This window comes from Vibrio sp. THAF64 (assembly GCF_009363455.1).
GTDB classification, from domain to species: Bacteria; Pseudomonadota; Gammaproteobacteria; order Enterobacterales; family Vibrionaceae; genus Vibrio; species Vibrio coralliilyticus.
Genome location: NZ_CP045356.1, coordinates 1,690,852 through 1,702,964 on the forward strand (window position 1 = coordinate 1,690,852; position 12,113 = coordinate 1,702,964).

12 protein-coding genes are annotated in these 12,113 nt (G+C 43.3%); 9 read left to right on the top strand and 3 right to left on the bottom strand.

The window, feature by feature from the left end; genetic code table 11:
• The first annotated feature begins 1 nt into the window (after position 1).
• The 9 genes from FIU99_RS24090 (at position 2) to FIU99_RS24135 (ending at position 8,158) form a co-directional block, all read left to right on the top strand.
• A complete protein-coding gene (locus FIU99_RS24090; RefSeq protein ID WP_006961317.1) occupies positions 2–1,243 on the top strand; it encodes a pentapeptide repeat-containing protein in 1,242 nt (413 codons plus the stop codon).
• Positions 1,244–1,337: 94 nt separating this feature from the next.
• Entirely contained in the window at positions 1,338–1,976 is a 639-nt protein-coding gene (locus tag FIU99_RS24095; RefSeq protein ID WP_006961316.1) for a hypothetical protein, read from the top strand.
• Between the two features lie 143 nt (positions 1,977–2,119).
• On the top strand, positions 2,120–2,500 hold the full coding sequence (locus FIU99_RS24105) for a hypothetical protein (protein ID WP_006961315.1): 381 nt from the start codon (positions 2,120–2,122) through the stop codon (positions 2,498–2,500).
• Between the two features lie 63 nt (positions 2,501–2,563).
• A complete protein-coding gene (locus FIU99_RS24110; protein WP_006961314.1) occupies positions 2,564–3,604 on the top strand; it encodes a nitronate monooxygenase family protein in 1,041 nt (346 codons plus the stop codon).
• 141 nt (positions 3,605–3,745) lie between these two features.
• Entirely contained in the window at positions 3,746–4,546 is an 801-nt protein-coding gene (locus tag FIU99_RS24115) for a hypothetical protein (protein WP_006961313.1), read from the top strand.
• 176 nt (positions 4,547–4,722) lie between these two features.
• Positions 4,723–5,100 carry a RidA family protein gene (locus tag FIU99_RS24120; RefSeq protein ID WP_039952146.1) on the top strand — a complete coding sequence of 126 codons (378 nt, stop codon included), beginning with the start codon at positions 4,723–4,725 and terminating at the stop codon, positions 5,098–5,100.
• A gap of 57 nt (positions 5,101–5,157) precedes the next feature.
• Positions 5,158–5,580 (top strand): hypothetical protein, encoded by a 423-nt coding sequence (locus FIU99_RS24125; protein ID WP_050778633.1) that lies wholly within the window; start codon positions 5,158–5,160, stop codon positions 5,578–5,580.
• Between the two features lie 26 nt (positions 5,581–5,606).
• Entirely contained in the window at positions 5,607–6,221 is a 615-nt protein-coding gene (locus tag FIU99_RS24130) for a LysE family translocator (RefSeq protein ID WP_006961310.1), read from the top strand.
• Positions 6,222–6,529: 308 nt separating this feature from the next.
• On the top strand, positions 6,530–8,158 hold the full coding sequence (locus tag FIU99_RS24135) for an endonuclease (RefSeq protein WP_006961309.1): 1,629 nt from the start codon (positions 6,530–6,532) through the stop codon (positions 8,156–8,158).
• A gap of 54 nt (positions 8,159–8,212) precedes the next feature.
• On the opposite strand, the gene FIU99_RS24140 is transcribed toward FIU99_RS24135, so the two are convergent.
• The 3 genes from FIU99_RS24140 to FIU99_RS24150 all read right to left on the bottom strand — a co-directional run bounded on the left by FIU99_RS24140 (position 8,213) and on the right by FIU99_RS24150 (position 12,075).
• A complete protein-coding gene (locus FIU99_RS24140) occupies positions 8,213–9,160 on the bottom strand; it encodes a hypothetical protein (RefSeq protein ID WP_006961308.1) in 948 nt (315 codons plus the stop codon).
• A gap of 331 nt (positions 9,161–9,491) precedes the next feature.
• On the bottom strand, positions 9,492–10,241 hold the full coding sequence (locus tag FIU99_RS24145) for an ABC transporter substrate-binding protein (RefSeq protein WP_006961306.1): 750 nt from the start codon (positions 10,239–10,241) through the stop codon (positions 9,492–9,494).
• Positions 10,242–10,395: 154 nt separating this feature from the next.
• A complete protein-coding gene (locus FIU99_RS24150) occupies positions 10,396–12,075 on the bottom strand; it encodes an RluA family pseudouridine synthase (protein WP_152472577.1) in 1,680 nt (559 codons plus the stop codon).
• Positions 12,076–12,113: the final 38 nt, after the last annotated feature.

Here is a 12,113-nt window from a genome sequence, read left to right on the forward strand (position 1 = left end):
TATGAATGGAACAAATAACTCTGAAGCATCGTTAAACACTAATGAAATATCCTCCTTGGACTCACGGTTAAAAAACTGTGAAGATGAAATAGTTGGGCAGGAACACCGCCTTTTGGAAGTTTTTCGAAATGTATATCGTGCAACAGTAAATAATGAATGGACTGCTAATCGTAAAATGGGGGCATGGGGCGCACTATTTCGTTATGTCTTCTTCGGACGTCCAGCCATCGTATTAACCTTGGGAGTAGGTGGCTTCCTAGCGTTACACGCCAATTTTCTGTTCTTTGAACAGAATAAGAAGCTAGACTTGCAGAACCACTTAGCGATCGTTGATAGCTATTTGGTGGAGTCTCAACGTAACAATCAACTATTTCAGTTGTTCCCCCTTATTGTTGGATCTATCGAGAAAGAAACAAGTGGAGATCCAAAAGTATGTGCACCGGAACAGTATCCGGTTCTTGCGCAGAGGGGCGACACTTATTGCCTTAGTAAACGTCTATATAGTCGCATTATCGGATTGGTAAATGCACTATCGCCATATCGTTGGGTCAACAGTGAGGAAACATCTGTCGAGTCGATTCTTTCTGCGGGTGGTAGTGATTCTGGGTTAGCATTGTGGGCTGGTGAGATGATCAATTCGAAGTTACTCTCCGGGTCTTCTGGACAATTGTTAGCCCAAGACCCGGTTCCGTTGGTTACAGAATTAAGATTAAGCCCAGAACGAGGACAAATATTAATTACACTACATAATTACGGCGTCGATTTAACTGAGTTAACCGCCAAGTCTAATACTAACTTCAGATATTCTTATCTACGAGATGCTCCATTAACAGATATGTACTTTGCTTTTGCTGACTTAGTGGGTAGCGATTTTACCGAAGCAAAACTAGACAATAGTTGTTTGAGCGCTGCTGAAGCTGACTCGGTGAATTTCTCGAATGCATCTATGTACCGTGCAGATCTGAGTGGTATTGAGGCGAGAAATTCGAGTTTTAAAGGAGCATTTTTAACTGACGTTGACTTTTATGGCGCTACTCTTGATGGTGCTGATTTTACTGACGCGACTTTAGTCAGAACGCAATTATCTATTTTGGATATGAGTAATGTAAAAGGCTTAACTCAAGAACAATTAAATAAAGCATGTGGAGATGAGGTTACTTTACCACAAGGGCTTTCCATTCCTAGTTGCGATACAGTGGAATGGTCAAAAAATGTCACCCGAGCTTGTGCAGTTAGTTCGTAGACAGTTGAACATAACAAACAGGTTAATCAGGACGTTCGCAAGCTCACGCCTATTACGCGGGCGTTATGTATATTAATTGACTAAGGAGAATAAATTGTTTGAAGGAATCAACATTCGAAATGTAGTTGAGCACTATAATAAGAGAGAAAATGCTCATCAATTACTCACAAGACATTTTGAAAACGAAAAAGTAAATGATTACTGTCAGTTGGCTTTAGGAATAGAAATGCCAGAAGGTAATTACAGTGCATCTGAGCATTTTCTTGGTCCTAAAGTATTAAGTTCCAGCCCAGCCTCTTCTGTTTTTCAATTAGCTAGCAAACTGAAATCAGCGCCAGACGTGAACCACGTACCGAAAACGATTTATGACTCAAATTTGCCATATCTGCGTATTAGTGTTGGCTCTGAGATCGCAATGATGCTTAATCCAAATGAATTTTGGGTTGGGAATGTGAGGACAATTTACACTCATCTAATCATCAAGCATAAAGGGAACATATCTTTAGCTAATGAAGAGTTGGCTCTTTACAAAGAACCTGAACCAAATAAGTCACGACCATCCAAAATGGAATATCAAATTTGGCGAGACTTATACCTTTCTCTTGAGTCTAGTTTAATTCAGCTTACAAATATGGGGCGAGATATTGCTGAATCTGAAGGCTTAGAGAGTGGTAGCAAATGTTTTATGTGGGCTGATGCTCTGTGCTCCGAGATTTATGCAACATATACGTAACAACCTGCTCAAGAGGGGCACGCAACGCATGGCATTTTTACTATACGTTGTGTTTAGTGTTTAAGGTGATCTGCGGAGGCTTTTGTATAGCGTTGCTCACACCTTGAATAGGCGTTAAATGCGAATAACAAATTGGAGTGTATATGGATATTTTGGCTGCGTTAAAAAATGTTGAAGCACTAGCAAATGGAATCGACCCGACTTCAGGTGAAGCCTTACCTGAGTGCTCACTTTATAATAACCCAGAAGTTATACGGTCTTTGTTTACAGTTATTGGAGCAGTAAAGCAACCAAAGAAAGGTAAAAAATCAATTGAGCAAAAACAGGAAGAAAATATTTTGAAAGGTCTTCCTAAGAATGCTGGACTTCCTTGGTCAGAAGAAGAGCGAGAAAGGCTAGTGCACGCATTTGATGCAAACAAGTCAATCGACGAACTGTCTGAAATTCATGGTCGTACAAGCGGTGCAATTACTTCTGAATTAAAAAAGCAGGGGTTAATTGAAGAGTTTGAAACTAGCATCTAACAAAGCGTCTAAGATTGATTCCCAAGGCCTAATCTTAAAACTCAAATTCAGCAAAGGATGACGATGAATAGAGATTTTAAAGAACTTTTAGGAACCGAGCTGCCGATCATTCAGGCTCCGATGGCAGGGGTACAAGGAAGTGCCCTTGCTATTGCGGTTAGTGAGGCTGGTGGGCTAGGTTCCCTACCTTGCGGTATGTTGACGACTGAAAGCATAGTCAGTGAAATTGAGTTAATCAAAGCATCCACGAGCAAACCTTTTAACCTGAACTTCTTCTGTCATGATCCTAAACCTTACGATGAAGGTCGCCAGGTGGTGTGGCGAAATGCACTTCAGCCTTACTTTGAAGAACTGGAATTACAAATAGAACATTCCGTTGGTGGCAGTCGAGTGCCTTTTAGCCATGATATCGCTGATGCAATTGAGCCTTTTTCGCCAGAGTTCATTAGCTTTCATTTTGGCCTTCCAGACAAAGACTTATTACAACGTGTGAAAAGCTGGGGAACCAAAGTTGTTTCATCTGCAACCACAGTAGAAGAAGCGATATGGCTGGATTCACATGGCGTGGATGGAATCATCGCTCAAGGTGTAGAAGCTGGAGGGCACAGAGGCATGTTCTTATCCAGTGATATCTCTACTCAAATGGGGCTAGTGTCACTTGTATCGCAAGTGGTTGATCATGTGAAGGTGCCCGTTATCGCCGCTGGCGGCATTAGTGACCGCAACTCAGTACTTGCTTGCATGCAATTAGGCGCGTCGGCAGTACAAATTGGTACTTCTTACATGCTATGCACAGAAGCTAACACATCAGATCTTCATAAGCGGGCAATAAAGAGCGAAAAGTCTTCTCATACTGCATTAACGAATATCTTTTCGGGTAAACCCGCTAGAGGGATTATGAACCGCGTTATGGATGAGCTGGGATGTATGACAGAGCTAGCACCAGAGTTCCCATACGCTTCAATCGAAATGTCTCAATTACGTAGCCGCGCAGAAAAGCAGGGGCTTAATGACTTTTCGCCACTATGGTGTGGCCAGAATACGCAAGGATGCAAAGAGATTTCAGCAAAAGAGCTCACATTGCAGCTAGCTGGAAAGTGCTGACTACATACACTCGGTGTTTTGAAGTAAGTGGGCCGTCACCAGACGCATAGTTTCACATAGACGTTATTCTTAGCAGTAGTAGCGATCAACCTTGCCAGTTGAATTGCTGTTGTTAATGGCTCTTTATAGAAGGAAATCATAATGAAAGAAGTAGCGTTAATAACATTACATGGAATGGGAAAGGTAAAACCAGATTATTATGATGAGCTAGAGAAAGAACTGAAAAAGGAATTGGGTTCTGAATGGACGAAGGTGTCATTTCAGAATGTTCAATACGCGCCTATTTTGCAGCAGCCAGAAGATGAACTATGGCAAGCAATGATGTCAGAGCCGAGTAACGATTTGGATGCGACTCGATTGAGGCAGTTTTTCCTTTATGGATTTGGTGATGCTGGTTCGCTTGAACACAGCTCACACAGACGGAAAGATAAGTATCTTGCAGTTCAGAAGGAAATCTTCAAAACCCTTGAACACGCCTATCTTGATATCGGCGGGAATCAAGATAGGCCAGTCATCATTATTGCTCAGTCTCTTGGTTGTCAGGTTATCTCAAACTACATATGGGACGCAGAGCATGGTCTCAATATTTTCAAGGATTACAGTGACGAAGAACGCAAGGAATCATTCATGAAATTGAAAACTTGCGAGAACCTCGTCACCACAGGTTGTAACATCCCTCTGTTTAACGCTGGATTACAAGAAAGAAAATGTTTCCCAAGTCCACACCCTTCATTCCGATGGGATAACTACTATGACCCAGACGATGTACTTGGCTGGCCTTTGAGACAATTAGGTGATTCCTACAATTTGTTAGTTAGGGATCATCCGATCAATGCTGGAGGCCTTATTGCATCATGGAACCCATTCAGCCATGGCCAGTATTGGGGTGATAAAGGCGTGATTAAGCCGTTAGCAAGCATTATTAGATCAAAACTTAGTTAACCGTTTAAACCAACAGCTAACGCACCTTTCCTTTGGCACTTTAAGTGAAACACTGGCTTGTTAGCTGTTGTATTTTGATAGATTCAATTCAGTGCGTTGAGTATGTTTAGCGGTCTTAGTGCTTCTCCATTTATCTAGATCTTCCTTTCTAGCCGGTTACTCAGGATGTTCCTTTTATGACCCAAAAACTTAATTATGATTTTCTGCCGCCGATTTCTGGTCCCTATGTTCATGCAGTCAAACACAATAAGACGTTGTACATTTCCGGACTGACGGCATTTGGCACTGAATCGCAATCTGGAGGCTTAATTGAGCAAAGTGCTGAAGTATTAGACCAGATCTCGCGGATACTGGATCACGAGCGGTGTACTAAAAGCGATTTAATTAAGCTAACAATCTTCGTGACTGACATCAGCTTACTCCCTTCAATTCGTGAGCAGCTCTTTACCTTCTATGAAGGGCAGCTACCCGCTTGCTCGCTGGTTGAAGTCTCCAAATTGATTCATCCCGATTTGAAGATAGAGATAGAGGCAACCGTAGCTTTGAGTGATTAAGGCTGTATTTTAAGGCCTGCTTAATCAGCTAAGATTAGAGACTAAAAAGGATTTGAAATGAGTAATAAAAGCAATAGAGAAAACTTGGAATTGTATGCCCCTGAAAGCTACTGGGCGGCAACACAAGATGAGCTCGGGCAAATTGTGAATGGATGTGGTACGTCCGGTTGGAAAGGGAAGCTAGTACCGGAGACCTTATATGGATTGTCGGTATCCGAGAGCTGCAATATCCATGATTGGATGTACCATCATGGCAAAGATATTAACGACAAAAATACAGCAGATAGAGTTTTTCTGAATAACATGATTCGCACTATCGAAGATGAGGGCGGGTTCTGTCTTCTGAGAAAGCTTCGTTTACGTCGTGCAAGATTGTATTATCGAGCAGTAGAAAACTTTGGTGGCCCTGCATTTTGGGCGAATAAGAATAAACCGGAAGAATTTAAGTTCTCTCGATATGCGCATGTTTCGAGCGTATAGAAGAGATAACTGGAAAGAGATACGACATGGAATTTTGGAAGTTACTGCTATTTATCCCTGCGTGCTTTGCACTCAATATGACACCAGGGCCAAATAACTTATTGTCGATGAACAATGCCCGTTGTTATGGTTTTAAAGCAGCGTTGGTTGCTGGGTTTGGGCGCATTGTCGCTTTCTCGTTTATGATTGCTCTGGCGGCGTCTGGGTTAGCCGTGATTCTCTACACCTCTGAGGCGTTATTCTTCATCATCAAGCTGGTGGGCGCTCTGTATCTACTCTGGATTGCGTTTAACCTATGGCGCTCTGAAGCCAGCCCAGTCGCAGAGTTGGATAAGACGCGTAGCCACTTTGGTCTCGCGAAGCAGGAGTTTGCACTGGCAGCAGGAAACCCGAAAGCGATTCTTATCTTTACTGCGTTTTTGCCTCAGTTTGTCGATGTGACGGCGAACGTGGATCAGCAATTCTTTACGTTAGGTATTACGTTCTTAACTCTAGAGCTTGCAGCAATCAGTATCTATGCATTATTTGGTTTGTATTTGAGAAATTGGTTTTCACGACCAGCGATGGCGAAACGATTTAATCGAGCGTGTGCTGCGTTTCTTGCTTTTTCAGGAGCCAATTTACTGATTAGCAGACAATAGAATAGCTACTGCCATCTTTACACTTTATAAACAATAAAACCATCAGCATCACGCTGGTGGTTTTTTATTTTCCCCATGGGAATCTAAATATTTTAACCAACTGTTTATATCTCTCTTTTTCTATCCCTATTTTTTTGGAATTAATCTCTCATTGGATTTTATTGTTAAATCTGTTGAAAGTGGGCGGAATATTAAACTTTCTTGAATTCTTATTAGTGCTATTGCTTAAAATTGCGACACAGGTTTTAGTATTTCAATGGATAAAATTTAATCTATATTTCGGACTTATAAAATAAAAAGGAAACAAGATGAGTTCTCCGTTGAATAAAAGCGTCTTACTGGCGTCTCTATTTCTTACCCCTACGCTTGCTCTGGCTGAAATGACCAATGGTGATTTCGAACAATGGAGCAGTTCCTCTCCAACAGGGTGGAACACAATCGATAGTGGCATTTCGGTGTCACAGGAAACCAGCATTGTAAAAAGTGGTAGCAATGCAGCAAAAGTGACGGTCAATACCGGTACGCAAAGCAACACGGACTTTCAGCAGTCTGTAAGTGTGGTATCAGGGCAGACGTATAATTTTTCTGTGTCTGTTTATCACACTGAAGGCAATGTTAAAGCACGCCTGTATGTGGATGGATACCAAAATTACAGCGTACCTAGCCAAACCGGTCAATGGCAGGATATTGCTTATTCGTACACGGCCAGCAGCACCAAGAGCATAAACGTTGGGCTGCGCTTCTATGACGAGTCTGGATTTGATGGTTCCGAAGTCGTCTACATAGATAACTTCCAGCCATCTGATGGTGCTGTAACACCGCCTCCGACAACTTGTAGCAATCATGAAGTCACACTCAACCTGACGACGGACAGTTATGGATCTGAAACAAGCTGGACGTTGAAAAACAGCAGCAATCAGACTCTATTCTCTGGCTCTGACTACGGTAATAACACCAGCTATGAAAAGGCGATGTGTGTTGAATCAGGCCCGTATGTGTTTGAAATAGTTGATTCCTATGGCGATGGCATCTGCTGTAGCTCTGGAAATGGGTCTTACACGCTAACGTCTAACGGTCAAACTCTTGCGTCTGGTGGCGACTTTACCAACTCTTCTCAGCACTCCTTTACGCTTGGTGGTAGCGACCCTGATCCAGAACCACCAGTGCTCGGTGACTACTACAAATCAGCCGAAGGTAAGACAGGCTATACGTTGAAGACTGCGCTGTATAACATCATCAATAACCACAACTCGCAAGGCTACTCTGCTGTTTGGGATTTAGTCAAAACCGCTGATATCGACAACTACTATGAGAAGGACGGGACGATTCTCGATATCTACTCAGAGAAGGTATCTGGCAGTGATTCGATTAACTTTACTAAAGTGACAGACCAATGCGGCCAGTACAGTAAAGAAGGTGACTGTTACAACCGCGAACACTCTTTCCCTAAGAGTTGGTTTGGTGGAAAAGTGGAACCAATGAACTCGGATGGTCACCACTTGTATGCGACAGATGGTTACGTGAATGCGAAACGCAGCAACTGGCCATTCGGTGAAGTTGGCAGCGCGACGTACACGTCTTCTAACGGCTCAAAAGTTGGTTCTGCAGCTTCTAGTCTAGGGTACTCTGGTACTGTGTTTGAACCTATTGATGAGTTCAAAGGTGATTTGGCCCGTGCGTACTTCTACATGGCGACACGCTACGAAAACGAAATCGCTAATTGGGAAGGGAATAGTGATAACTCCAACGCTGTGCTCAACGGTACTAATACGACGGTATTTGAACCTTGGGTTTTGGCTATGTTAAAACGTTGGCATGCCAATGACCCAGTCGACCAGAAGGAAATTGATCGCAACAACGCGGTGTACAATTTCCAAGGTAACCGTAACCCATATGTTGACCACCCAGAGTTCGTCAACATGGTTTGGGGAGACTAACCGAAACAATCAAAGGCCTAACATATGTTAGGCCTTTTGGTTTGTGTGAAAGTACTAGTCCATAAAGGCTAATTCAAATGTGGTTCCACCTTGAGTAACGTACTCAACTTTTACGTTTTCGCCTGAGAGATCAGCAGAGTAGATTTCTGGCTTTCCGATCTGTACCCAGTAAAGCTTACCTGCATCGAAATCGACTTCCATATCTACAACGCCTTCAAATCCGTTACTTTCGTCAATTGAAAGGATTTTTTCGACCTTTCTCGACTCTCCTTTGATGTTTGCGCGATAAATGCCATGTTCATTAGCAAAGTAAAGGAACTTGTCTTTCGGATCTAAATGCATTGCGATGATTTTGTGCCAATCCTCGTAGTGGTCGATACCGTCTTCAACCGATAATTCTTGGCGTCTGTCTACAGTTGAGTGTTCACCTAATGGAAAGCTGATGACTTCCGTTTCTTGGTTAACGCCTAGTGCCATGTACATCCGCTCGTTAGCGTTATCGATAGCCAATGCAGTGTTGTTCGCACAGTAGGCAATACCACACTCTTCCATCGTATCTCCGAATATAAACCGGAAATCTTCTCCCTCAATTGGCGCTCCTGGCGAGTCTGTGTAGTCCGGATAAACCTCAACCACAGTGTCTTGAGTGATACTGGAGGTATACACTTGCCCAGTTTCTTTATCGACCACAACCGGAATGTCACCAGTCATAGGAATTCTGTTCACCATCCGGTATTTTTGACCGTCCAAAGTGACACGCGACAAGGCTTGAGTACTCGGAGAACTTGTCGTCACATAGATTGAATTCTCTGTGACTGCCAAACGACCGCCATAATTAATATCTGCTAACTTACTCGTTTCTTTGGTATCGAGATCGAGTATCTGCAGCTCATTGTAAGGCTTATCATCATAACTGCTGACTAAGTAAAGGTCTTTCGCGAGAGCGTTGTAGCTTAAAGTAATAAGCGCTAAAGCGGAGAGAGTTCGTAGTGTAGGTTTCATTAGTTCCTCGTTTAAAAAGTTGATTAAAATTGAGTGTTAGTTCAGGACGCGTCGAACATGCGTTTAAATCTAGTTGCATATAAATTGTTTTCTAGATGATTAATAATCATTAAGTGGGCTTGAGATTGTTTTTGGAGATTTGAGGCGAGGCGTCAGGACTGCTGACATTTATCGTGTTTGTTTACGCTTGATGCATCAAGGAAATTGAAAGCTGTATCAGGTGAATAAATAGTCAAAAACGAGTTTTTGGGTGAAAGGTAAAGAAAACTAAAAGGGATGGCACTAGCCATCCCTTTTTAGAAATATCGATTCGTATTGCAGTCAATAAGCACTATTTATACTCGCCTCGGATTGAGGCTTCGCGGTAAGCATCCAGTTTGCCTTCCGCTTTGAGTTTCGCTAGTCCTCGGTTGAAGGCATCAACCAGTTCCTGTGAACGTGGGGATTTTTTTGAAATGATAACGAAGTAGTCTCTTGCCGACAGTGTTTTGGCATTCGGCTCAATTTTATCGGTTAAATTGAGTTTAGTGATGGTCTCCATACCAACATCCATATCTTCCAATACAATGTCTAGTCGGCCTGCGCTGAGTTTTTTGTAGTTGTTTTCAGCACTGGCGATACGCTGTATGTTGATTTCTCCGGCTTTTTCCATATCCTCGACCCCATAGGCATAACCTGTTACACCACCGATTTTGAAGTTCTTAAGGTCTTCTTTGCTGCTCCAGCTTACAGGTTTACTTTTTTGTTGGAACAAGCCAGTACTTAACGTAATAACGGAGTCGGTATAGTGGAAAAACTGCTCTCTGTCAGGGTTTTTACTCCATATCAATGAGCCATCAAAGTTACCAGCTTTGGATTCTTCGAAGCCACGCTTCCACGGCATATAAGTAAACTCAACTTGATAGCCCTCTGCTTCAAAGGCTTCTCTGACAATTTGAGTCATGAAGCCGCCGTTTTTAAGTGATTTGGATTGATACGGCGCCCACTCACCATTGGCGAGTTTAACGGTGTTAGCTTGAGCAAGGCTGGCAAAGAGCAGAGAAACGGTCAGACATAAAAAGGTTTTAATTAAGCTGCGCATTTTTTCTTCCTTAAACATGCAAATAGATTCAATAAAAGAATAGTTGCTGATAAAGATATCACCAAAAAGTTTAAGGGTATTTGTGCTGGTAAACCTAAGGTCTATTAAGGAAGGCAAACCAAAAAAGCGCCACTATATGACGCTTTTGGAAGGATCAGAACTCGCATTCCGCTTCGAAAGTCATGGGCTGTTTACTGTAAGGATGTTCGATCTCTAATCGCTGTGCGTGTAAGTGCAATCTATCGGAACGTTGACCATAGAGACCATCGCCAACCATAGGTAAATTAAGCCCAAGATGATGAGCACAGTGCACTCTTAGCTGATGCGTTCGACCTGTTTTTGGGTAAAGGTAGAGCTTGGAGCGACCATCACGAGATTCAATCAGTTCCCAATAGGTTTCAGCTGGTTTCCCATGTTCAAAACAGACGAGCTGTCGGGGGCGATCATCAGGATCGCCACGCATTGGTAACTCTATCTGACCACTGGTTTGGTTTACCTCTCCTTCAAGCAATGCTACATAGCGCTTTTGCACTGAACGCGAAATGAATTGTTTCTGTAGGCTCTTGTTCGCACGTTTTGTCAGAGCGAAAACCAGCAACCCTGATGTCGCCATATCCAGTCGATGAATCACGAAGGGGCCTTCTACATCTGGGTAGCGTTGCTGCAGGCGTGTGTACGCCGAGTCCTTGATGGTTTTGCCAGGGACTGACAATAGCCCTGAAGGTTTGTTGACGACCACCATCGCTTCATCTTCAAATAAGATCTCTAGCTCTTTATCTTCTGCCCAGTTTTCTTCCAGCGGATTATCATCAACGGCCATTCCTTCCAGCATGTGGCCCAAAATAGGGAAGCACTTACTATGGCAGGAAGGGTAGAATTTTCCGTGCTGGCGAACTTCTGATTTAGGCGAGACACCCCACCAGAACTCGGCTAATGCCAGCGGCTTAAAGCCATGTTTAAAGGCAAAGTGCAGCAGCTTTGGCGCGGCACATTCGCCAGCGCCTGCTGGTGGTACGGGAGCACTGGTCGGTTTGAATATTGCGTTGAGGGATTTCTCTTCCCCTCTGATATTCAGAAAGCGGTAGTTATCAAACAGCTTATTTTGCAACGTATTAGACAGGGTTTTACGCTGCTCTTTCAATGCATTTAAGTTGGTATTTAATTCGTCTAGCTCGCGTTGTAAGACGGCGATTTTTTCATCCCACTCAAGCTTGAGATATTTAAGTACGTTTTTTTCCGCAACGCTCTGCTTCGCCAGTTCATCGAGCCTGCTTTTTAGCGCTTCTCCTGCCAATGAGGATTCAGCGAGTTTACGTTGTGCTTTGCGCTCTGCTCTGCCTGCAATCATAGTCTCGCGTTGTAACTGTTCCTGCTGCTGATACTCAGAGTTCAGCAAGCTTATCTTGTCGGTCAGCTCGGCAATGCGAGGGTTGTTTTTTAATTGATTGAACTTCTGATTTGCCGCCATGATCTCAGCGGTTTCTGCCCGAAAGAAACTTTCTTCTGCCAGCATATCGAAAACGGGTGGGACAAAGCCAGGTAGTAAGTTTTGGTCTGCTATCTTGCCCGAGAATGCTGAAAGGTAACCCACTTCACCCTGAGGGGACTCGACTAGCAATACGCCGAACATTTTGCCTGTACCACTTTGGTTTCCATCGATACCGAAGTCATGCTTCCAATCAGTTTGCTCTACTAAGTGCTGCTGCAATTCTTGTGCAGCAAGTTCACACAGGGGATGCGGCTGATAGAAAAACGGGAAGGTGAACTTGTCAGGCAAGCTATAACCATCAATTGGGGTGTTGAACGGAGTAAACAAATTTTCAGGTTGATGCATTTCAGCTTGCCGTCGTGACGAAAAAACAGAAGGCGAGA